Genomic DNA, 23,609 nt, shown 5'->3' with positions numbered 1-23,609 from the left:
TGATTTACTACATGCTCTGAATTAATTAATCTCATCATCTACTTTTATTTTCTACCTTTTTGATGGATATTTACCGCAAGCAAAAAGCGCTAAAAATCAATAGGGCCTTACCATATTCCGATCACTCCTAAAATAAAACCTATTCCTAAAAATGTTATTGCTATCTGTAATTTCTTCCTGACTTCAATCACTAAAAACATACATCAATTAATTAACAGAAAAATGGATATACGATCATTATACGGATAAAAAGACAAAGGAGAATATAAAATGAATTTAAATGAATTCTATACAAAAAGCTGCCTAGAAAATCTAGACAGCTTTTTGTAACTTATATTATTCTTTCACTCAGTTTAGTTTCTTACTTTCATCGATTTTACATGATCGATTACTGCGGAAAGCTCGATTTCTTTCATACTTGCTAATCTCATAGTGTAACGCTCGAATGGTAGATTCTCTGTAATTTGATTCGGAACAATGACACAATTTAATCCCGCCGCGACGGCTGCCTTCGCTCCGTTTGCAGAGTCTTCAAATGCGATTGCTTCAGAGGGATCTATCCCAAAATGGTTGATGACATTCTGATATAAAGCTGGATCTGGTTTTACTTTCTCTACATCATCCTGTGTTTGAATTACATCAAAATATTCGAGAAGATTTAATTCCTTTAAGAAGTACATGACCCATTCCCTATTCGAGCTTGATGCAAGTCCTATCTTCAATCCCTTGCTTTTCGCTGCTTTTAAATAATCCTCCACACCATCTCGTGCAATTGGCAATTTTAGATTTTCCTTATGTAGGATCGAGGATTGTTCCTTTATTTCTTCCAGTGACAACGTTCCATTCGATTTTTCACAAATATAATCATAAAGAGCTACGGAGTCCGTTCCGATAAATGAAGCATACTCTTTAATTGGAAGATCCTGATCATCTATCTGTAATAAATGACAAAATGCTTTATAAAGTGCATACTCTGTATCGATGATAAGTCCATCAAAATCAAAAACGATTGCCTTTACCATTTAATCACCTTCTACTTTTATTTTCTTGATCTATTACAATGTGGAAATAAGAGTATCGCTTTCTTTCCCATATTGGTTGATCCAATCTTCTTTAAACTGCTTCACATTTGCCTCAACGGAAGGATTTACAATCATGGCCTCGATTAATTCTGGAGCAGCTGTAATCCCATGAGTACCAGCTAAACAAACATCATGTAATTGCTGCACATTTTTAAAGCTTGCTGCCAATACTTTGCAAGAAAGTTGATGTTGGGCAAAAATCCGCGTTATTTCTGATACGACATTTACACCATTCCCCGTTAAATTATCAATTCGGTTGACGTATGGTGCAACATATTCAGCACCTGCCTTTGCGGCCATATAGGCACTCATTGGTGTATAGATCGTCGTAGCTAATGTACGAATTCCTTCCTCTTTTAACAATTTTATCGCTTTTATCCCTTCTGCAGTTACAGGAATTTTCACGATCACATTGCCAGTTATTGCTTTATTCATATAACGAGCTTCTTTAACTATATCATCCGCTAATTCAGCTACTGCTTGAACAAATAGCTCTTTTTCTTCTCCAATCACATCTCTTATTTCCTTTAATAATGGCAGGAAAGGCCTTCCTTCTTTAACGATAATCGTAGGATTTGTCGTTACTCCATCAATCGGAAAATACTCATTCAATTCCTTTATTTTTTCAATATTAGCTGAATCAATAACGAGTTGCATTGCTTCCTCTCCTTTTCTAATGGGTATATTATAATAGCTTAACTTTTGTTACCCCTTTTCATGGATTTAACAAAAGTTAAGCCGATCATTGATTTGTTCATTTCTAATAGATTTGAATGAGATCACCAGTTGTAACGTCAGAAATATCACTATCTTCTAAGTAAAGTGTTCCAGGTAATTCTGGTGTTTGAGATCCATCAAATTTTAATGTGATATGACCAAGTGATGTTAAATTCTGTTTGACAGCATCGCCGACAGCAGTAATTGTATATTTGTTTTCCCCCAATTGAAGTGTGTCTCCAGCTTCGATATCACCTTCAACATTGTTCACATCAATTAATAAGCAATATTCGGCTAACTCAGTTGGGGCGTTTTCCCCAAAAAGGATTAGCATTTTCTCGCCGAGGAAATCTGCTACTGATGGACCAATTTTATTCACCTTTGTTACATATTTGTTAGACATCATAAACTCTCCTTTATCGATATTCTGTAAAAGTCTATACAGGATATGGAATTCTGTATAGACTTTTTAATAGTTAACTATCGTATAATCCAAAACTTGCTAGCCATGCGATAAAAACGGTTGGTGCACCTGTTAAGAATCTTGAATAGAGGACGGATGGAACACCTACTTCAACCGTTTCAACCTCTGCTTCTGCCAATCCTAGACCTACTGGAACGAAGTCAGCCGCAGCTTGAGCGTTTATCGCAAATAATGCAGGCAATGCTAAGTGTGCAGGTATATTTCCCTTTCCAATCTCTACACCGATTAGTGTTCCTACTACTTGTGCAATAACTGCACCAGGTCCTAAGAATGGGGATAAAAGTGGAAATGAACATACTAACGCGATAACGATAAGTCCCCAGATTGAACCAGCAAATGGTGATAAGAATTTCGCAAAGACATCGCCAATACCAGTTTCAATAATAACTCCAATGAGCATAGCAACGAATGCCATAAATGGAAGAATCGTTTTAATAACTGTATCGATTGCATCGCGTCCAGCTTGGTAAAATACGTTTGTAATCGACCCCATAGCCATTCCGACTCTTGCCATGAAGCCTTTTGGTTTTGTTTGCTCACTAATTTTCTTATTTGTACTATACTTTCCTTCTGGTTTGCTCTCTTCCTCGCTTACTGGCGTAGCAGCTTGTTGAGGAGTAGCAGCTGCTTCAGCCGGCTGAATATTTTCAACCTTTACTCCAGAAACGTAAATATCTTCCGTAATATGTTTTGCAAGTGGTCCACTTTGACCAGTTGGCATAATATTAATCGTTGGAATTCGTTTCTGAGGATATAGACCACAACGTAACGTTCCGCCACAGTCGATAATCACACACGCCATTTCATTCTCTGGCACGCTTGTTTTAAACCCATCGACTAATTCACATCCAGTAAGTTCGGCAATTTTCTCTGCAATATCTGGTCTTTGACCGCCAGTAACGTACACAACTTTATTTTTCTCAGCTGTTGGCGTTATTACTAATGGACCACCAAAGCCACCTGAACCTTTTGATACTTTAATTGATTGAAATATTGTCATTTTTCCCACCGCCTATAATTGAACAGAATCTTTTAATTTTACGTTTTGTTGTTTTGCTACATATGCTGTTGTTAAATCCGTTACCCAACCTCTTAAGAAGTTTGTCACAATACCTACTAGGAAATAACGAAGGGCTAATTCTGTGATGTCATGACCTAAGCTAGTGATTCCAGCCGCAATTCCTAAGAATACAAATAATTCGCCGGGATTTACGTGTGGAAATAATCCGTTATGCGTATGGCATGAATATGAAGCTGCTGCGTAATAACTTGGTTTGTACTTTTCCGGCAGAAACCTTCCCAGTGATAATGTCATTGGATTTGCCAATACAAATGTTCCGATAACAGGTAAGACAAAGTATCTAGTAAAAGGATTTTTCCCTGATTTTCTGGCTAGTGTTTCTACTTTTTCTTCACCCACAAAACGAACTAACGCATTCATTGCAACCAATAACATAATTAAAAGTGGTACAATTCCAGTAACAAGGTCCACAAAAACCTCTCCACCGTGTCGAAATAAATTCATAAATCCTTCAGCATATTTTATAACTGTATCCATTATTTCACCTTTTTCTTATTTCTTTTTAGGAATGAGATAATCAATCCATCCTTTTTTTACTTTAAGCTCCCCGCCTTTAGAAATAATGTCATAACTTCTTAAGGCATCAGCAATCGCTAGTCTAGTTAACTGATCCACGCCTTTAAAGTCTTCCTCCGAAATTTTCAATAAATATTTTCCTTCGAAGCCCTTTAAATCTCTTACACGTGAAAAAACAGTAACCCCCTGCATTTTTGCTGCTTTTAAAATTTTATTTCTTTTATCAATGCAAAACATCACTACGGTACCTGCTCGCAGCTTCCCTGTCCTTTTTCCAATTGCCACTCGCCCCATTGACCTCATTTCAGCATATTTCTTATTAAAATGCCTGATTTGAAGAAAGCCGAGTATACTCTGCACAAGCCACGCTATACCAACTAATATAATTAAATACCAAATCATCTCTTCATCCCTTTTACTTAAATTTATTTATGATTCAAATGATGAAAGAGCAGTGTCTTCGTTTGTGATAAAGGTAGTAAGCGAACTAAAGCTAATACAATGGTTGATTGTACAGGTGGTATGATAGCTGTTCCCCGTCACTTCATGTAAATCAGCAAATCCTTATAACCATTTTCATGAATACCGCTTTCATCTTTTTCCTACGGTCTACTTCCCTCTTCTAGAATTTTCATCACATCATCGTAACCTTTTGCACGAACCAATACGTTAATTAACTTCTTATTATTAGCGATACGAATAATTTCATCATAGATTTTTACAATTAGGTGCTCGATGTTGTCCGATTGTTGTTCTGGTAATCCTAGAAGGAAGACAAGTTTTATTTCCTTCCCATCCGCGATGACGCTTTCAGGAAAGATACCAATTGCAAGCTCAATGGAAGAAGATTGGTAATTAAACGTATGTGGTAAAGCAATATAATGATCAAAAACCATTGATCCTTTATTTTCTCTCTCTTTTAACCGTTCTTTAAAACCTGCATCGAGATAGCCTGTACGGACTAAATGATCAATCATTTCTCTTACATTTCCGTGATAGCTATTTGTACTATCCAACATGAAGAGTTTATCTTTCGTAACCAGATTTTTTAAGATGGAATGATGAGTACTTCCATTTTGGATCTTAAATGTTTGCATATAGCTAATCTTTTCAATTTCTCTTTCAACACTCTTTTCATTAAAAATTTCACTAATCATAATGAATGGAGTACTCATTTCAAATGGTAATGTCACCGTCGTAAAGACGATATCATACTGAGCTAAAAGCTCCTTCGTCACCTCTTGTTCCGAGTATAGGTGGATCTCTGTATCTTGATTGAGAATCCGTTCCAATTGAATAGCAACCAATTTAGCCGTACCTCTTCCAGTTCCGCAAATGATGGCTGCTTTTTGAAATCGTTTCACCTTGACATCATTGTTCGTGATAAAGACGCCAAAATAGAAAGCTAGATAACCGAGCTCATCTTCTGTCACTTCAAGTTCATACTTATTTTCAATTACTTGACCGGCAATTTGTGCCATTTTAAAAGCGACAGGGTATTTCTCTTTTACATCAGCGAGCAAAGGATTTTTTAAGCGCAAACCAAAGATCAAACGGTTGATCATGAAGGTTAGATGATATTGGAGATCCGTAAAAAAGGATTCATTTTCCTTAATAATTTCCTTATTAAATCCCACCTGCTCAACAATTGATTCTAATAAGTTTTTTATATCATCTGTAATCACGATATTAGCCATTGTTCGATTATTTGTTGGCGTTCTTCTCCCCGCAATCGGCATGGTAATAAACAAAATTTCAAGCTGAGGAATCTTGATTGGCAGCTGACTTTCGATCGCATGAACGATTTCTAATGCAATCTCATAGTCTTTTGAATCCAATAACTTTTTATGCTTCTCATCCATTTCCGTTAGTGGATGATCCTTTAAAAGCCGATCCAACATTACGATGATAAATTGTAATAATCTTGTTTGCGTGGTGGATTCCAAATCATGCTGAATGCAAATCTTTACAATCTCTTCTATGATGTCGGGGTCAATTGGATATGAGTCATACAATAAATCGTATATGTTATCTAAGAGAAAGAATCGCAGGTCGAGTTCCTTTCCACTTAAATACATCCCTTTGTTTTGCTTTCCTTGAATGATTAAGTTATACGACTTCAAGGAAACAGACGACTTTTTCAATTCATTAATTAAAGTCGTTCTGCTCATATGCATTTCAAAGGCCAAATCATCTAAAGTATAAATCTCTTCACTATTGATCAATCGATCAATAATCAGTGCCATCCTGCGTTTTGGTGAATCAAGCAATTCGTCTGATTTATTTATTTCAAGCAAGGACTGAAGCATTGGCTCATCCAAAACATGCAAGTAATAGCCTTTCCCTTTTTCATTTTTTAAAGAGACAATTCCGATCAGATCATTATTCAACTGCTTAATATAATTGCGGATCGACCTTGTACTCACTGCCAATCCTTCAGCCAGATCATCAAGGGAACTGTAGGATTTCTTTCGAGCTATCTCAATGATTTGGACCACTCTATCACTTAGTATCATATTAGACATTTCGTCACCTCTTAATCGAACTGAATGCCAGTAATCATGCAGCGCTCAAAGAAATACAGTCATTTGAACAACCTTTTCACTGGCGATTCATTAAGGCTTTGATCTGCCTCTTTTCCTTACAGGTTATCCGCGTGATTTTCCGCCCGAGATGTTAATGGTCGTTCCAGTAATATAACTAGATCGGTCAGAAGCGAGGTAAGAAACAAGATCGCCTATTTCAGTTAATTTCCCTTCTCTTCCAAGTGGGATGGATTTACTATAATCACTTGATAAACCATCTACTGTCACACCACGGGTGTAAGCCAATGCTTCATTATAAGCATCTGTTCTTAAACCAGTTGTTTCAAGAATTCCAGGGGCAATCGCGACAACACGTATATTGTATTTTCCTAATTCTTTCGCCCATGCACGAGTAAATGCAATGACCGCGCCTTTTGTAGCAGAATAGCAACTTTGACCCGCTGAACCTTCTTGTCCCGCTTCAGAAGAAACATTAATAATAATACCTTTATTATGTTTTAACATTTCTTTAGCAGATGCCTGTGCAAAAAGGTATGGACCTTTCTGATTGACTGCCACCATAAAATCAAAATCTTTTTCACTTAGTTCATATTCTGGTCTTTCGCCTTTATCATCAACCAATAAACGAGGAAGATTGACCCCTGCATTATTCACTAGAATATCTACTGAACCAAATAATTCAACCGTTCTAGCTACAGTTTGATCAACACTTTCCTTTTTTGTTACATCGCACTTCAGAAAATATGAGCCATTCGCTTGTTGTCCTTCTTCTCCATTCAAATCAGCAACAACAACTTTTGCCCCATTCTTTACTAGTTCATTAGAAATATTTAATCCAATGCCAGAAGCACCACCGGTTACAATTGCGACTTTTCCATCTAAACCAAGCCAAGTATTACCCATATCATTCTCCTCCTTCATTCTAGTAGGTAAGCATTTTCAACCTGCGCTTTTATTATAGGAACAATGATAAGATAAATTAATACACACTTTTTCACACATAGGTGAAAAGATGTGTACTATTTAGATCATGCACATGAAATCGTTATTCAATTCATTTATCAGCCTTGATCTTTTCATTTTTAGTAATGTTCTTATAAACCGATGAAATACTATATTTGAAAAGTTTTTATAGTCATTTCGAACAGGGGATTTAGCAGTGAGATAGAGGAATCGACTTTCTTTTATTTGAGTGGTTTAAAAAGGTTTGCAGAAAAAAATAATCCATTTCGTGAAAATATTTATCAAAATGGATTATAGTCTGAAAACTAGATATGAAGTTATAATTAATGATCATACTTCCCTAAGAAGCTTTTTTGTCCTTCTAAAAGTTGTTATTACGCTTGCCTTTTATTTGCTTTTAACCGGGATCCATATCTCACTATAATAATCCTCTGAATAGGGGTCAGTGTCACTTAAATATACTTCCATTTCAGGTCCACCTGCATGTTCGTATCCAGTTGATGGAAACCATTCGGAAAAGATCCTCCCCCATACTCTTGGCATTGCTTCAGGCATAGCCCCATGTACTGGAAAAACAGCCCATGTTGCAGCTGGGATTTCTCTTTCTTCCCAATCAACTGGGATTTGTTCAATATTTTTTTCCGCGCCGATCAGGTACGTTAGATTTTCTTGCTCTTTGTCAAAATCTAAGCAAATCCCTATTAATCCAAGTGGTCCGCAGTTTTTAGCCAAATGTTCTGTAAATCCGTTCTGATTCGATTCCATCCAGAAGGCAGCGATCTTTCGGTTGTTCTCCCCCCCAATTGTACTCGTTCGGATGCTCTTTCCTATCACTTTTAAGCTGTCTTTTTCTACAATCTTGTAATCCATTTCCACATCACCCTTTATTTGAATTTGAAAGGAAAGTTTCGGATATGCCTTCAAGGAGGTACTCTTTTTCCTTGCGTCAGATGGACTAATCCCATGAACTTTTCGAAATGCTTTTGTGAAAGATTCCGGGCTCTCGTATCCATACTTCATTGCAATGTCAATTACTTTAGATTTAGAATGAATCAGCTTTTGCGTAGCAACTGTCATCCGACGATTTCGGATATACTCACTTACGGTATATCCAGTTAACATCTTGAACATTCGCTGAAAGTGAAATTTAGACATGAACGCCACTGCAGCAACATCTTCAATTACAAGCTCATTGTCTAAGTTCCTTTCTATATGTTCGATGCTATTTAGCATATTTTGCAGTCCTTCGATAAGAAACCTCCTCCTTTCAATAGTAGTTTATCAACGACGAATTCATCATACCTGATTATTCGTGCTCTTTTTGGACAGATCTTACTAAAAAGAATTATTCCACTCCACTTTCTAAAATGGTGAAAGTTTTCTTAGCACAATTCAATTCTGCCATTGCTCCATATGGCAAAATAAATTTCGGTTCGGTATGACCAAAATTCAGATTATAAAAAATCGGCAGATCCTCCAAATTAAATTCTTTCATAACTTTTTGTATTTCTACTTTATACTCGTCGTAATACTTTTCGTCCTGTGGTTTACCAAAAATGATTCCATTCGCATTTTGTAGAATGCCTTGAATGGCATAATTTCGTAGCCAATACTTAATCAATTCGGGTTTCGGCTTTTCTTCAGATGTCTCAAAGAAAAGAATCGTATCTTTCCAATATTCTTTATCAGGCCAAAGTTCTGTTCCTTTTGCAAATTCTAGTACTTCGATACATCCCCCAATCAATCGTCCTCGTACTACTCCTGATCCCTGAAGGACTTCAACGCCTGCATTTTTCCGCATTGTCCGCCGCAAATTCTTATTCTCTTCAGCCCATTCTAAAAATTCGCTTGTCCATTCTTTAGCCGGTTGTATCTCACCAACTATCTCATTTGAAAAGAGGGTTCGATTGATCATTTCAATTGTATAAGGATCCATCTGAACGTTCTCAGCAAAGTCGGTTAAAATCGCTGGGCCGTAAAAAGAAGAAATTCCTGCTTTATGACAAAATAAATGCGAAATGGTCACATCAGAATAACCCATGAAAATTTTTGGGTTTTCACGTATTACATCAAAATCAATATAAGGTAGCAAGCGGATACTATCTTCACCGCCAATATTTGCAAAAATTGCTTTAATGCTTTCATCCTTAAATGCCGACATCAAATCTTCCGCACGAGCTTGTGGATTTTTATAAAGATAGTCTCCACCTTTCAAACTATTCGGCATTGGAGTAACTTTTAATCCAAACACTTCTTCTAATCTCTTTACCCCTTGTTCATATCGCCATCTAAGTTCTGGATCACCTGCTCCTCCCCATGAAGGACTTACTGTTGCAACACGATCCCCTGCTTGCAATTTCTTTGGCTTTATTAACATATTTACTCCCACCCTTATATTATCTGAAACAAACTAGCCTATCATTAACTATACAATCTGAAAATTTAGGAAATATTGAAGCTCTCTAATAATACACGAGTTTATCAAACTTGATGAATAAAACAAATAGAAAATGTTTCGTTCACCTGAACATTTAAATAATCCTTCATTTTTACGCTTCATACATAGGGTTGGTGAACTAGCCTTCATTGCCATACTATCAGCTCAACGTTCGAAAAATGTAGAACAATGTGTTCCTTTCTTCTAATCCTTCCTGCTAAATTAAAATGGGAACACAGCGGTTTAATCGTCTGGTACAATCTATACAAGTAGAAGTTTTAAAATTGTATAACCATAGGGAGGGTATCCATTGTCACAGGGGCTTATTCATCACATTGAAATATACGTATCTGATTTAAAAAGAACGATTGATTTTTGGGAGTGGTTCTTAGAGGAATTAGGTTATCGCCTTTATCAGGAATGGGAAAGTGGGCGGAGCTGGAAAATAGGCGAAACTTATATTGTTTTTGTGCAAGCGGAGGAAAGATTTCTTGATATCTCCTACCATCGCTGTCGAGTAGGTCTTAACCATTTAGCATTTCATGCAAGCTCACGCAAACAGGTTGATGATATGACAAGCAAATTAGAAAAAAGGGGAATAAAAATCCTTTATACTAACAAACATCCATATGCTGGAGGAGAGAAACAATACGCTGTTTACTTTGAAGATCCCGATCGAATTAAGGTCGAATTGGTAGCACCTGACTATTGTTAACTCTATAAGCCATAAAAGATCCTAGCAAAACGAATTGCTAGGATCTCAGACTGTAGACAAAGTCATTTATATCTTGAAGCACATGTTGTGATAATAAATATGCAGTGCCTCCTTTTTAATCCATCTCTGCTGTAATTGAATAAATCAGAATTTAGTTTAGTAGTTGTAACTGTAGGCTATTTATATTTTGTGCGGAGCGCAACTTTGAATTGGCAGAAAGCAAACATTAGGTGATAAAAGTCAAAGCGTCCATCCGTTAAAATTTAATGTATACTTTAAAATGTGAGGTGAAGAAATCGTGATAGACAAAAAAATCACAGTACAATTTACGATGCTGACATTTTGCATAGCCTATCTTGTGTCAGGTGCTTTGATTGCTCTTGGGCAATTCGGATATTCGGTTCACAATTGGGTTCACTCGTTACAGCAATTCGGGATGAATATCCCTTTTGCAATCTATATTTTGTCGCCCGCTATTGCTTCATATATCGTTCTGAAGAAAAATAACAAAATAGCAGGTTTCAAGGAATGGTTGAAAACTGTTTTTTATGCCAAAAATAGCATATCTCTCTATTTGTTTGTTGTTGCAGGACTTGCACTGTATTTTTTGATACATATTGCAGTTTCAGGCCGCACGGAAATGGTGCTTCCATTTTATACGTTCTTCCTTTCCCTGCTTGGTAATCTTATAATCGGTGGCTTGGAGGAAGCTGGCTGGATGTACATATTGCAGCCTGAGCTTGACAAAAAATACGGTTTTGTTTTGTCTTCTTTTTTTGTAGGAATCATTTGGATTTTATGGCATATCCCTCTCTTTTTCATTCCGGGGACGAATCACGGAGAGGGACTCATTAACTTTGGGATGTTTGCAGTTCAACTCATTGCATTTCGGTTTTTCAACGGGGCAATCTACAAAATATCAGGAAAAGGCCGTGTGTTTATGTGCGTATTATTCCACACCATGTTCAATGCGGCATCCCCCATCTTCGGCACCATGACTATGACTTGGGCGGGAACCATTGCCGCAAATACTGTGATTGTTCTTGTTTCAATTGTAACCGTTGTGATATACGACAAGAAGAACAGCCGAATAGTATAGGTATAATGTTAAGTAATTAAATTCCAATTTAAGAAGGCTGGGACATAACTAGCTTCAAATAAAGAAAAAAGGGAAATTGAGTGTACTCAATTTCCTTCTTTTTTTCTTTATTCTAATTTGCATACTACACTAGTTGTTGGCCGTGAATTTTCTTAAATTCACGGCCATTAATGCGAGCCCCATTTCGTTTTCAACCTTCGATTTACCTCGGACAGAAAATCGAGTGAAACGCAAATTAGCCTTCAAGAATCCAAAAACTGGTTCTTCGTCAATCTTACGTTGACGGTAAAGGCTACCCGTTTTTTCTTCTGAAAGCTTCGCTCTCACATATTCTTTTTGTTGTTCCCATTTCTCATTCACCATTAATTTTCGATTGTTTTCTTCTTTCGATTTCGTACAAGATGAACGAAGTGGGCATCCTGAACAGTCTTCACATTCATATATCTTACCGCCACAGCTTTTATAGAGGGATTTTAAGAACATCCAAGACACAGTGATAGAAGCCACCATGATGATTCGATATGATCAAATTAAGTTTCCCTCCAATAAAGAAGCCCTAATAAATAAGATGAAGTGTCATCCCTATTCAAACATTTAAGGGTTCTTTTAACATCCCAAAGCTCTGTTTAGTTCAATCGATTCATTTTATTTACAAGATGTTCACTTGCCATTCATTTAGTTTTATTAATAATCTCTATATATTGTGAATCCCCATATCCTATCGCTGGGAACAATTGAAATAACCTGTTAACTAATCCTGTTGTTGGTAAATCTTTATTTTCAGAAATATATTTTACTACTTCATTATTTTCTTTTAACATGTCTAAATATATGTCTATTGCTTGATCCATTACTGGGAGTAGACCGTTTGACGGTTTTTGACGATTTACCAAAACTTCATTGTATACGGAAGCATAGTTGCCTAATGTCAATTCGAATTGACTTACTTTAAATTCATCCTCTTTAAAGCTGTTTAAAAACACTTTGCCATCAAAGCTAGACTGTTCAAGATAGGAAAGAAGTGTAAGGAGGTTCATTTGACAAAACATGTCTTCACCAAACCATAAAACGATATACTTATATTTTTTATTAAATAGATTAGCTAATGGATCTATTACTTTTTTGATATAATTTTCAACAGATTCATGATGCCCCAATGCCCGTGTTTTTATAAACCCTTTACTAAAAACTTCTTTCGTAGTCGCATTTACACACATCGCTTCATTAAATGGAGCAAAATCAGAATCCCCCATTAAATTCTTTTCTTTAAACTCTTCATACATTGCCTGACCATTTAATATGTTTAGGGTGTCTTTACTAAAAAACTCTCTTTTTTCATTTTTTAGTTTTTCAACTTCAAATTCTCTAGAAATATTCATCCTACACCCATCCTCATTTTTAATTAATCGTGCGACTAACAAACCCGTTGAAGGAGTTAATCTTTCTTACATTCCAGGTAATAAGATCTTCGTTTCCAATCCATCTACAATACTATGAAAGGCGTATACAGGTTGATAAAAGCCTTTGGAATCTAAATGATAGGTTACTTCTACTTTAGTAATATGTAAGGTTTTAACGTTGTTATTTTCAGAGTAATATGTAAATCTACCCTCTGTTAGGTCATTATAGGCTTGTTGTTCGCTTTTTATTTGAACATCCCTCACCTTGTCATAAGTAATGAATCGATTGTCTATTTCCTTCACGGTGTTATCGTTATAATACTTTACCGTTAAAAAGCCATCAATTAGATGGTTTTCCCTTACTTCTTTATCGACCGTCCATTCATACGTACCAGTATCGACTTGTTGGAAAGACGAAGCTTGTGGAATCTCTATGCCAAATTTTGATACGTGTTCTTTTAACATTTCTTCATCTGCATCTTTTAGTTCCTCATCAAAGCTGGAAAAATCCTTATAACGATAACTTCCATCTAAATAATGAAACCATATATTATAAGTATTCTCATCTCTAAGCCAATAGACACCTTCATCCTGATAATAAATAACCTCTAAGTCTGCTGCATCCAAATTTATTTTATTAAAAAACGCGATGACAAAATCATTCGCGGTAGCTTTCGTATAGCTTGGTGCTTTATAAATCGGAACTGTCCTTTTTTTGTTCATCAAGCTGAACATCAATCGTGATCGTATCATTTTCCATATTTGTTTTATAAGCTGGTACGATGGAAAGATTGCCAAATTCCTTTGAATAGTAGTAGGCAAACATGCCTCCGGATATAAGAATCACTAGCAATAAAGGCGCAAAATAAACGACGGATCGCTTTATTTCTTTTTTTCTTATGTTCATGAAACCGATCGTGATCCCATAGCCGATGATCGCGCCTAGAAAATTATTAAATAAATCATCCAACTCAAAAATTCCAAATCCTGTGATTAGCTGGACACTTTCAATGGAAAAGGTAAATAATGATGCCAGTCCAATTGTCCATCTTGCTTTTTGAAACCGTGAATGTAATAACGGCAAAAAGATACCAAACGGCACAAACATGAATATATATGAACCTCCCGCCACTTAAAACGTCCCGTTTTTGAAGTGGGGGTTTCCAAATACATTGTTGAGTTCATACCAACAAGGAATATGGGTGACATGCCCCTTTATGACAAGTCACAGGTATTGTCCTCAACAATTAGATTTGGCAACAGCCAATATGGTGATTGACTGGGTCGGAACAGACCATCTACTACTTCCCGCCGTTAGGCGATCCGTAGATACTTTGTATGCTTTAGGCTAAAATAAGGCTTTCTGATTTCGCCATAAAATGTTTTAGCGAAGAAATTCGCTGCGCCGTGAATATCACGGTGATTGCTGTATCCACATGAACAGGTGTAGATTCTCGAAGCTACTTTTCGTTTCTTCGCACAACAAGGACATTGTTGGCTCGTATCCCGTTCGTCATGTTTGTCTATTTTGATCCCATTAGCTTCCAATTTGTAAGTCAAATAGGTATATACTTTACCAAAGGACCAATTGGATAACTTTTGGTTCGTCTTTCTGCGGCGAACCTTTTTCTTTTTACGTGGGGATGTATGTCGCTGAACACCGTCCACATCGCCAAAAGCCACTTCCTTTACTTCATTTTCAATGCACCAATCCACAAACTGTTTCGTCGTTTTATGAATGGCATCTGTTAATTGGTTGTTGCTTTTGGATAAAATGTATACCTTAGCCCGTTGATACTTCCTCCATTGCCTCGAACCTTTCTTACAACGACTCATTTTCCGCTGAAGATCTGCGAGTTTTTTATTGCGTAAGCGATGAATCGAACGCACCTTTTGACCCGTAATGATGATGTTTTCGCCATTCTCAGCCACTGCGGCAATCGTATGAATTTCACCTACATCAATGGCTGCGCGATGTGTAAAATTATTCTCCTTTGATTCTTTTCCATCTTCATATGCGATCGAGATTATCAGTTTTCGGTCGAAGATCAATTCAATTTCTTTGATTTGTCCCTTCGGCAGTTCTTTCACCCAAATAAACAATGGTTTCTGTCTTTTGCCTGCAAAATCCCCCATCGATAACTCAATCTTTCCGTTTTCAAATAGCTTGAAACCGTTGTTTGCCCATTTCGTATTGAAATGTTTTTTCTGTTTATAAGGATATTTCGTCTGATGACCTGCCTTTCTTGCTTTCCTTGCCGCATCACGTGCAAACAGGTATTTATGGCAAACAGCCTGTACAGATTGGGAGTGGATAGGGAACATTCCCTTTGTGCCTTTCTGTAACCCACTTTTCGTCACCCATTTGCCTGTTTTCAGATGAGTTTCCTTCGCTAGTTCAAGACAGCGGTTCCAAACTTCTCCTGAAACACGATACTCGAATAATCGGTTGATAGTCTCTTGATTTGCTCGAAATGAAGTCTTCATACAGCGAATCATTTACATCCCTCCAATCATACGTTCCTATATCAATCATACCAAAAATAGAACGTATATTCTAGTGAAAGGATCTAAAATAAACCTACATCTTTCGGATTTTGAGGAAGGAGACTTCTGCCCTAGGGTGTTAAAAAAAGCTCCCTAGCTTTAATCGAAGCGGGGAGTTTTGTCACTACATCATTAAAGGCTCGGTAACATGAAGAGAATGATAGCTACTATCAAAGTTGAACTAGCCCAAGTAATGAGCAGTTTTTTCTCTATTTTTGCTGGTGAATCAATAAATTTATGTACAATCGATAAAACCAATAGATTCATAAAAAATAAGAAGTAGTAAATAACAATAAACATAGACCAAGCATATTGACTCATTATGTCCCCCAATGGCGTCATAAAAAATAAAGTAATAAATATGACAAAGGAAATCATTAGCCATATGGGCAGAATAATAAACATTTTACTCCAAATAGAATGTTGCATAAATTGTGGCTCTTTTTTTGCGTAATTATAAAGTAGCTGATTACAAGCGAATAAAATGATTGAAATGACTAAAAATAATGCGAGTTGTTTTAAACCAGTAGTCTCTATTGTTAAAAATGATTGAAGCATATTAAAATTTGCCACAACCGTAAGCAAAACTAAAAAAATAAGTACCCAAAGCTGTTTCACCCAGTATGCTTTCATAATCTAGTCACCTATTATTTATATTTTAAACCATCTATTTTACGGAATACGATGAAAAAAGTTTCAATAGAATAATAAGTACCGTTTATTATTCTCCCTCTAAAAAACGCGCAACTGAATCTGTGTACCCTTCAACCCACTGAGAAAATAGCAATTCATCATCCCAAGTAACCATATTCATTGCTTTTGCGCAGCCCCAATCTAAAATCCGTTGATGAAGCATATGTACCTTCATACGTTTTATCAAGTCTTCTTTTTCTTTGAATTCACTGCAATACACACGGACCAAGTGCTTAGCCATCTCCCATTCATTATTATCCATGTAAAATGTAATCATCTTGATTAAATCTGAAATCGGGTCCGCAAAATAGGAATTGGTAAAATCAAATACACCGCTAATTTCCAATCCACGATCGCCTAAGTTAATTAAGAAATTCCCAGGTTTAAAATCCCCCATTACAAAAGTTGGTGATGAGAAACGATCTAAAGATTCTTTGGAATCATCTAATAACGTTTCTACCCACTCAAAATCCTCAGACGTTATAATGGAATATTTTTTTGCATCCTCTAGCCAAAACATGATTCGCTTATAAAGCCATTGGACATAAGTATCCTTAAAGGGTGTAATGTTGAAGTTTTCTGTATTAAGTTCCCCAGATTCGGTAACAGACCATGTATGAAATTCAGCCATTGTTTTAGATATCAATTCAGCAATTTCAAGCTTTTCATCTACATGTAGTTTAGATTTTGAATATAGATGTTCACCTTGAAGACGGGGCATTAGTGCATAACTCCAACCAAAAAATTCTTGAGAATCATCAATAATATATGGTACTGGAACAGGCACATTCGTTCTTTGCTGGAGATTTTCAATAAAAAATTTTTCCTCAACCAATTGCCCTTTATAAAGTGGATTTCCTTTAAAAACAAACTCACCTTCCGTTGATGAAACAAACATTGTTTGACCCATCGCTCCATTTGCTGTTTTTTTAAATGAAATGAGTGTACCCATATTAAATTTTTCAAGCATTGACTGTAATTGGTCATCATTTATTATACCTAATTGATTTGAAGCAAAGATAATCTCAGCCGTCATATAAGCAACCTCTCTTTTTACAAACTCTTTGATAATAATGACTTCGTTCTCTATTCAAATAAGTCCTGCATACCAAATCAAACTTAAACATTGCGAAACTACCGGAAAATTATCTATGCTTCTTCTCTTTGATCATATTTCCTATCTGATCCCATCTTTTATCGGCCGTTAAAACCATTTCATCAATTAACTCCTGAACGGTTGGAATGTCGTTGATCAGACCAATCACCTGTCCCGCCCATCCAAAGCCTTCCATTTCTTTTCCATCATAAATATAATTACAATTCGCTTTCCCACTAATCATAGTTTGTAAATCTTCATAAGTTGCGCCATTCTGTTCTTGTTCAATAATATCCAGTGTAAATCCGCTTTTTAACACTCGTCCTGGCGCCCCCAACGTTCTTTTTATTATTACTGTATCTGTTTCTTTGGCTGCGAGAATTGCTTGCTTATATTTTTTGTTTGCATGAACACACTCTTGTGTGGCAATAAAGCGAGTCCCCATTTCTATTCCCTCTGCTCCTAATGCGAAAGCTGCCAATAGACCGCGGCCATCCCCTATCCCTCCGCTGGCTAAAACGGGAATGGATACAGAATCTACAACACGAGGAATAAGTACCATTGTACCGATATCGTCACGTCCTACATGCCCTCCACCTTCCTGGCCGACTGCCATAATTGCATCTGCACCTAATTGTTCCGCTTTTTGTGCTTGTCTAACTCCTGATACAAGTACAAGTGTTTTTATATTTTCTCCTTTGATTCGCTCAAACACAGGTTGTGGGTTGCCGCCTGTTATTGAAATGGCTGGTACCTTTTCCTCGATCGCTACTTCAAGCAATTCCTTGTATTGGCCATCATGTCTTGCGATTGCAAAATTCACGCTAAAAGGCTTATTCGTAAGCGTCCGTACTTTACGGATCTCCTTCCGAAGTCTGTCAGGTGTACGTAATGTGGCTGCAGTAATTTGTCCAAGTCCCCCCGCATTCGAGACGGCAGCCGCCAAATCAGCATAGGCAAGGTATGCCAGTCCACCTTGAACAATCGGATATTTAATTCCAAAAATGTCTGTTACTCGTGTTTTCATCGTTCTCCTCCTTCACATTTAAAAGTGTAAAAAATGATAACCCCGATCTACATTTAGAACGGGGTTAAAACGTAAGCTGAAAAAAATATAAAGCCGATTATTAAACTAGCTAAAATGAGCAACTAACTTAATCTCTTTCTCTCGCCTTGTTTGTGTCTCTAATATTTTTCTGAACGGTGATCGCTGCAAATAAACTAAGCACAAATGACATCGCATAAAACCCTTTTTCGCTTAAAACAATACTTCCTGCATTGTATAAACCGATAGCCATTAATGAAATAGCTATAATAAGTGCAAGCCAACTAATACCATAATAAATACTCGTAACAGGTATGTCCTCATCTTTATCTCTTACTGCCTTTTGCAAAGACACAGATGCATAGAGCCCAAAAATTAAGACTGCAAAATAATATCCTTTTTCATTCAATTCCATTGTTGCATTAAACAAACCGATCAGATAAGCTGAGACACCTACCAACAGCGCCGCCCAGGAAGCCCCTTTAAAAGCTGCAGTCGGTTCACCTTCTTTTCTTTCTACTTTTACTTTTGGAATATTTTGTTTTTCCTTTTCAAATAAAACCTCATTCTCATTCGACATTGATTCTTTCACCTCTTTCTGTCATTATAATTACCTTATTATTGTATCTTTGTTTTTACATTTTATATAATACGTGGACTATTTGGAAAAGTTTCACTAAACGTTATAAATAAGCCTAAATACTCAGCTTAGTTAAGCGTAATCTTTAAACCATCAGAAGCAAACATCATATTCTTAGGTAACTCCCTCGTACGCTTCTTTATATCAATATCATGAGATAAATGTGTTAAAATCATCTTTTTTGGCTCGATCATTCTGTTAATATCGAAAGCTTCAGTCACATCATAAACAGATCTTTTCCATCTTGGCTGATTTTCTTTCCAAAAAGAAGTTCCAAATATGAATAAATCGAGATGATAAAATGGTCGCCACTGATCCTCCAAAACATCGAAAGAATCAGACATGTAAGCCCAACGGTATCCATTTTCTTTAGCGACTAAAATCCCATAAGAGTAGCCGTTATGACCATGGTTTACCCGATGAAAAGAGATCTTAATCCCATGGTTTACCCGATGAAAAGAGATCTTAATCCCATTGTTAGCCCATTGATCCGTGCCTACAAAAGTTAAACCTTTTCTGTTAACCAAGTAAGGAAAGCGGTTTGTTAACATGTTGATGATGTCAGGAGGACTTATAATTTGTACCTCTTTATTATTCCAATAACATAAATCAGCAAAATCTCCCAAACCTGCAACATGGTCATTATGTGCATGGGTGATTAACACCGTTGAAGGAATATGGCTATTATTGTAAAGTTGAAATTGTGATCTAAAGTCAGGTGAAATATCAATTAAAAATGTTTGTTCATCGATATTAAATTCACAACTTGGTCGCGTTCGATGATTATGTGGCTTCACCGATTTACATACGTGGCAGCCACACAATAATCTCGGTACGCCTTGTGCATCGCTTGTCCCGTAAAATGTAAGTGTATCCAAATGATTTCCTCCATTCGAACGATTCAATTAGATGTTTTTATGCAAGTCCGTATTTTTAGAAAGGCATGATCAGATTGACAGCATCTGTTCGTATACTTTTAAATTCTGGTAAACTACTTTCAACAATGGTGTTTCTATATTGTATTCTTTCGCTAACTTTAACAAATAGCCTTGTAAAAAATCGCCTTCTATTTGTGAACCTTTTTCCATATCCCTTTGCATAGATGATTTCATTTGATAAGAAAGCTGGTTCATTGCTTTCATCTGCTTTTCAACGATACCATCTTGGATGGGCGCTCCAAATGCTCTCATCGTTTCCACGACCTCATTAAATAATTGACGAACAAACGCTTGTCCGCCATCACTTGTTCGAATCGGACCGATTGGAGCACGCATCAGGGTTGTTACTCCTGACAAAACCGTTATAAATGAATATTTATACCATATATCTTGCTCAATATGATTGCTCAATGTGAAATCTGCTTTTGTTCCACTAAATGCATCCGCAATTCGTTGTATTCTTTCTGAATTTGGATCCCCTAACTCACCAAAGACAAGGCGGTCTGCATCACTTGTTTGAATGATTTCCCCATTCTCGTTTAAAGTCGTTTCGATGAAACATAGACCGCCGATCACGCTCTGATCACTAAATGTTTCTTTTAGTAAAGCAAGATGTGCGACGCCATTTAATAACGGAATAATAACTGTTTTCTCACCTATAAATGGTTTTAAATCAGCTATTGCTTCTTCTAAATGGTATGCCTTAGTGGAAAATAAAACGATATCAAACGTCTCGCTTTGATCCGCTTTTGTAATTAATTTTGGCTGAAATGAAAAATTTCCTTTTACACTGTTAATGACTAGTTGGTTTTTTTCCAGCTGCTGTTTTCTTTTACTGCGGACTAGAAACGTTACATCCTCCCCTTTTTCTACTAAACGGCCTCCAAAATAACCTCCGACTCCCCCAGCTCCTACGACTAAAATGCGCATTAATCATTCTCCCTTTCAAATGTTGTTACACAATCAATTAAATAGCTGTATCTCCAATAATGGCAATTGTTTGAGTTATTTCCTTGCGAACAGCGGAATAAATGTTTTGTATTTTTAAAATTTTACAAAATCGGCACATGGTGCGATCCGTCTTCTACTATCTTCATATTAATATGTATATGTAGTACAAGCCCAGTGTTTAGCACTTGCTTTTCTTTTCCCTTTCCAACCCATATTCCGGAGTTCTTTCGCTATTAACATATTGAAAAATCCATGTCCGACTAGAACAACTGTATGATGGTCTTTAGCATATTTTACTAGTTGTGCGGCTGCCGTTTTAGCTCTTTGTTTTGCACTAATGAAAGACTCACATTGTTGCGAGTAACCACAAATCCATAGGCATCTTAAAAACAAGGCCCAAAGACTTGGATTTAATTTTATCCCCCAAAAATTTGTCATTGGATTGGGTAACTCTGTTTCTCGAAACATCAGAGCTGATATAACGTTTATGTGAGAATGTAATAATTTAGCCGATTCAACAGTCCTAACTAAATCACTTGTAACGATCATATTCGCTGCTGCCATTTTATTAACGGTTTCTAATGGATATGATTTTTCCGCAAACACTCCATGATCATCATATTTTTCAACCCAATTTTTAAACTGTTTACATGTGATTCGATTATTTTCAGTATACTTGGATGTACCATGTCTTATCAATGTTATTTCCACAATCATCCACCTGCAATAAGTAGTTGTCAATCTCCAAAGGCAAAGATTAGCTCTGTCTCGCAAACAATTTCTCCATCAACAGTTGCGACCCCTTTGCCTTTCCCAATCGGCCCTTTTAATCGAGTGATTTCAACCTCGAGGCGTAGTTGATCTCCTAGTCTTACTTGTCTTCTAAAATGACATTGATCGATCCCCGCTAATAATCCTAATCGTCCTTCGTTTTCTTCTTTCGTCAGCATTACAACCGCACTTATTTGAGCTAATGCCTCAATAATCAATGTCCCCGGCATAACAGGATCATTTGGAAAGTGTCCGATAAAAAAATGCTCATTCGCGGTTACATATTTCAAACCTACTGCTCGTTTTCCTTCCTCTAACTCTAAAATATGATCGATTAATAGAAATGGATAACGATGTCTAATTACTTCTAATATTTTATAAGCTTCAACCAACATCAATACCTCCATTGTGTAATCATTTCTTTAACGTCAAAATTCTTTACAATGGTGTAGGCGCTGAAACTTGTTCGTCGAAATTTATTTGTAAAAGCTGTCCAGCGTGAACCAAACCAGAACCAAATCCATACATCAGAACCCGATCGCCGTTTTTAACTTTCCCGTCACGGATTCCCAGGTCAAGTGCTAGAGGAATGGTAGCAGCAGAAGTGTTTCCAAACTCCACCAAACTATAAAGCGTTTTTTCCATTGGGTATTCTAATTTTTCGCATATTGGCTCGATCAGCCGTAAGTTAGCGCTATGAGGAATGAACCAATCAACTTGATCTAGACTCGTTTGTGTTTTATCTAAAATCTGTCTAACACCATCAGGAACATTCCTTGCAACCCAGCGAAAAACTTCTCTGCCGTTTTGTACAAGTAATTGAGTATCAATCAACTCAATCCCATTCACCTGAGTTGATAGCCCAGAACGATATACATGTTGTGCACCACTTCCATCACTTCCTACATGGAATCCGATAAAATCCTCTGAGTTTTCATTTCTTTCAACTAGTACAGCTCCTGCCCCATCCCCAAATAAAATACATGTGCTTCTATCAGTATAATCTGTAATTTTCGAGATTGTATCAGCTCCTATAACGAGCACTTTTTTGTGAAGACCTGAAGAAATCAAACTATGTGCTGTATGCAAGGCATAAACAAAACCTGCACATGCCGCATTTAAATCGATCGCTCCCGCTTGGTGTATGTTTAATTGCTCCTGTATGATGCTTGAGACAGATGGAAATGAGAAATCTGGCGTGCTCGTAGCCACAATAATCATATCTACATCTTCAACTGTTTTATTGTATCTTTGCATTAAGTCTTTTACAGCAGATACACATAAATCACTTGTAAATTCATTAGGCCGGGTAATTCTCCGTTCACGAATTCCTGTTCTTTGAATAATCCACTCATTACTCGTATCAACCATTTGTTCAAGATCAACATTTGTTAATTTCTTTTCAGGTACATAAGTTCCAATTGCAGTAACACTTGCTCCAACCATATCGCTCACCTCACAGATTTTTATAACCTAATATTAATACCTGGTACTAATTATAGCGGAAAAAGATCAAATAAATCAACGTTTAAAATATACAAAATTCTGCGAATGGCCGTTGCTCGAATTATTTATTAAGGAAAATCGCCCGATATAGCTATAACGGCATTGAAGTAAGCAGGAAAAATTCCATACTTGAAGTGAAATCGAAAAATAAAAAAGTGTACTAGCAACCCCACTAGTACACTTTTTCATCACCTCTAATTATCGTTTTTAAAAATCGTAGTATTTTCGATTCTAATAGAATCTACTTCCCCGCAATCTAAACAAAACGTATATATTTTGTTTGCTCCTTTCCAAGAGCTTTTAGTCGGTTTGACAGGCATAAAATCTGTCGCTTCTGTAAAATGTATGCCACCACATTTTTTACAATTCTTTTTCTCCATAG

General features: G+C 36.6%; 25 protein-coding genes and 2 pseudogenes. 2 read left to right on the top strand and 25 right to left on the bottom strand.

Going from position 1 to position 23,609, the window contains the following annotated elements; translation table 11 throughout:
* Positions 1 to 353 precede the first annotated feature (353 nt).
* The 10 genes from KHA95_RS04605 to KHA95_RS04560 form a co-directional block, all read right to left on the bottom strand.
* Positions 354 to 1,022: an HAD-IA family hydrolase gene (locus KHA95_RS04605; protein ID WP_213136315.1), complete on the bottom strand. Its 669-nt coding sequence runs from the start codon at positions 1,020 to 1,022 to the stop codon at positions 354 to 356.
* A gap of 33 nt (positions 1,023 to 1,055) precedes the next feature.
* A complete protein-coding gene (locus KHA95_RS04600) occupies positions 1,056 to 1,739 on the bottom strand; it encodes a transaldolase family protein (RefSeq protein ID WP_213136314.1) in 684 nt (227 codons plus the stop codon).
* A gap of 103 nt (positions 1,740 to 1,842) precedes the next feature.
* On the bottom strand, positions 1,843 to 2,202 hold the full coding sequence (locus tag KHA95_RS04595; RefSeq protein ID WP_213136313.1) for a PTS glucitol/sorbitol transporter subunit IIA: 360 nt from the start codon (positions 2,200 to 2,202) through the stop codon (positions 1,843 to 1,845).
* 73 nt (positions 2,203 to 2,275) lie between these two features.
* Positions 2,276 to 3,283 (bottom strand): PTS glucitol/sorbitol transporter subunit IIB, encoded by a 1,008-nt coding sequence (gene srlE, locus KHA95_RS04590; RefSeq protein WP_213136312.1) that lies wholly within the window; start codon positions 3,281 to 3,283, stop codon positions 2,276 to 2,278.
* 12 nt (positions 3,284 to 3,295) lie between these two features.
* Entirely contained in the window at positions 3,296 to 3,841 is a 546-nt protein-coding gene (gene srlA, locus KHA95_RS04585) for a PTS glucitol/sorbitol transporter subunit IIC (RefSeq protein ID WP_249316588.1), read from the bottom strand.
* A gap of 15 nt (positions 3,842 to 3,856) precedes the next feature.
* A complete protein-coding gene (locus KHA95_RS04580; protein WP_213136311.1) occupies positions 3,857 to 4,282 on the bottom strand; it encodes a transcriptional regulator GutM in 426 nt (141 codons plus the stop codon).
* Positions 4,283 to 4,482: 200 nt separating this feature from the next.
* A complete protein-coding gene (locus KHA95_RS04575; RefSeq protein ID WP_213136310.1) occupies positions 4,483 to 6,405 on the bottom strand; it encodes a BglG family transcription antiterminator in 1,923 nt (640 codons plus the stop codon).
* Positions 6,406 to 6,528: 123 nt separating this feature from the next.
* Positions 6,529 to 7,329: an SDR family oxidoreductase gene (locus tag KHA95_RS04570; RefSeq protein WP_213136309.1), complete on the bottom strand. Its 801-nt coding sequence runs from the start codon at positions 7,327 to 7,329 to the stop codon at positions 6,529 to 6,531.
* A 447-nt stretch (positions 7,330 to 7,776) separates the two neighbouring features.
* Entirely contained in the window at positions 7,777 to 8,622 is an 846-nt protein-coding gene (locus KHA95_RS04565; RefSeq protein WP_213136308.1) for an AraC family transcriptional regulator, read from the bottom strand.
* A 112-nt stretch (positions 8,623 to 8,734) separates the two neighbouring features.
* On the bottom strand, positions 8,735 to 9,766 hold the full coding sequence (locus tag KHA95_RS04560) for a S66 family peptidase (RefSeq protein ID WP_213136307.1): 1,032 nt from the start codon (positions 9,764 to 9,766) through the stop codon (positions 8,735 to 8,737).
* Between the two features lie 370 nt (positions 9,767 to 10,136).
* Here KHA95_RS04560 and KHA95_RS04555 point away from each other — a divergent pair, with 370 nt between their 5' ends.
* Positions 10,137 to 10,541, top strand: coding sequence for a VOC family protein (locus tag KHA95_RS04555; RefSeq protein WP_213136306.1), 405 nt, complete (start codon positions 10,137 to 10,139; stop codon positions 10,539 to 10,541).
* 298 nt (positions 10,542 to 10,839) lie between these two features.
* Positions 10,840 to 11,640 carry a CPBP family intramembrane glutamic endopeptidase gene (locus tag KHA95_RS04550; RefSeq protein WP_213136305.1) on the top strand — a complete coding sequence of 267 codons (801 nt, stop codon included), beginning with the start codon at positions 10,840 to 10,842 and terminating at the stop codon, positions 11,638 to 11,640.
* Positions 11,641 to 11,769: 129 nt separating this feature from the next.
* On the opposite strand, the pseudogene KHA95_RS04545 reads toward KHA95_RS04550, so the two are convergent.
* The 15 genes and pseudogenes from KHA95_RS04545 to KHA95_RS04475 form a co-directional block, all read right to left on the bottom strand.
* Positions 11,770 to 12,087: pseudogene (locus tag KHA95_RS04545) on the bottom strand (transposase); the annotation flags it as partial.
* Between the two features lie 224 nt (positions 12,088 to 12,311).
* Positions 12,312 to 13,022: pseudogene (locus KHA95_RS04540) on the bottom strand (AraC family transcriptional regulator); the annotation flags it as partial.
* A gap of 63 nt (positions 13,023 to 13,085) precedes the next feature.
* A complete protein-coding gene (locus tag KHA95_RS04535; protein WP_213136303.1) occupies positions 13,086 to 13,763 on the bottom strand; it encodes a hypothetical protein in 678 nt (225 codons plus the stop codon).
* Entirely contained in the window at positions 13,732 to 14,148 is a 417-nt protein-coding gene (locus KHA95_RS04530; RefSeq protein WP_213136302.1) for a VanZ family protein, read from the bottom strand. Before KHA95_RS04530 ends, KHA95_RS04535 begins: the two co-directional genes overlap by 32 nt.
* 206 nt (positions 14,149 to 14,354) lie before the next feature.
* Entirely contained in the window at positions 14,355 to 15,539 is a 1,185-nt protein-coding gene (locus tag KHA95_RS04525; protein ID WP_213136301.1) for an RNA-guided endonuclease InsQ/TnpB family protein, read from the bottom strand.
* Positions 15,540 to 15,719: 180 nt separating this feature from the next.
* Complete coding sequence (locus KHA95_RS04520; RefSeq protein WP_213136300.1) at positions 15,720 to 16,220, bottom strand: hypothetical protein; 501 nt, start codon at positions 16,218 to 16,220, stop codon at positions 15,720 to 15,722.
* Between the two features lie 88 nt (positions 16,221 to 16,308).
* A complete protein-coding gene (locus KHA95_RS04515; RefSeq protein ID WP_213136299.1) occupies positions 16,309 to 17,316 on the bottom strand; it encodes an aminoglycoside phosphotransferase family protein in 1,008 nt (335 codons plus the stop codon).
* 109 nt (positions 17,317 to 17,425) lie between these two features.
* Positions 17,426 to 18,403 (bottom strand): NAD(P)H-dependent flavin oxidoreductase, encoded by a 978-nt coding sequence (locus tag KHA95_RS04510; protein ID WP_213136298.1) that lies wholly within the window; start codon positions 18,401 to 18,403, stop codon positions 17,426 to 17,428.
* Between the two features lie 127 nt (positions 18,404 to 18,530).
* Positions 18,531 to 19,001: an inner membrane protein YiaA gene (gene yiaA, locus KHA95_RS04505; protein WP_213136297.1), complete on the bottom strand. Its 471-nt coding sequence runs from the start codon at positions 18,999 to 19,001 to the stop codon at positions 18,531 to 18,533.
* Positions 19,002 to 19,129: 128 nt separating this feature from the next.
* A complete protein-coding gene (locus KHA95_RS04500) occupies positions 19,130 to 19,939 on the bottom strand; it encodes an MBL fold metallo-hydrolase (protein ID WP_213136296.1) in 810 nt (269 codons plus the stop codon).
* A gap of 69 nt (positions 19,940 to 20,008) precedes the next feature.
* The gene (gene panE / locus KHA95_RS04495; protein WP_213136295.1) at positions 20,009 to 20,929 is read right to left on the bottom strand and encodes a 2-dehydropantoate 2-reductase; all 921 of its coding nucleotides are present in this window, start codon (positions 20,927 to 20,929) and stop codon (positions 20,009 to 20,011) included.
* Between the two features lie 168 nt (positions 20,930 to 21,097).
* Entirely contained in the window at positions 21,098 to 21,667 is a 570-nt protein-coding gene (locus KHA95_RS04490) for a histidine phosphatase family protein (protein WP_481748409.1), read from the bottom strand.
* Between the two features lie 20 nt (positions 21,668 to 21,687).
* Positions 21,688 to 22,113, bottom strand: a complete 426-nt coding sequence (fabZ, locus tag KHA95_RS04485) for a 3-hydroxyacyl-ACP dehydratase FabZ (RefSeq protein ID WP_213136293.1) — start codon at positions 22,111 to 22,113, stop codon at positions 21,688 to 21,690.
* Positions 22,114 to 22,159: 46 nt separating this feature from the next.
* Complete coding sequence (locus KHA95_RS04480) at positions 22,160 to 23,167, bottom strand: ketoacyl-ACP synthase III (RefSeq protein ID WP_213136292.1); 1,008 nt, start codon at positions 23,165 to 23,167, stop codon at positions 22,160 to 22,162.
* 254 nt (positions 23,168 to 23,421) lie between these two features.
* Positions 23,422 to 23,607, bottom strand: coding sequence for a hypothetical protein (locus KHA95_RS04475; RefSeq protein ID WP_213136291.1), 186 nt, complete (start codon positions 23,605 to 23,607; stop codon positions 23,422 to 23,424).
* Positions 23,608 to 23,609: the final 2 nt, after the last annotated feature.

This window comes from Bacillus sp. FJAT-50079, assembly GCF_018343515.1.
GTDB lineage: Bacteria > Bacillota > Bacilli > Bacillales > Bacillaceae_C > Lederbergia.
The sequence above is the reverse complement of the archived record's forward strand: the minus strand, read 5'-3'. Positions and strand labels throughout refer to the sequence as shown.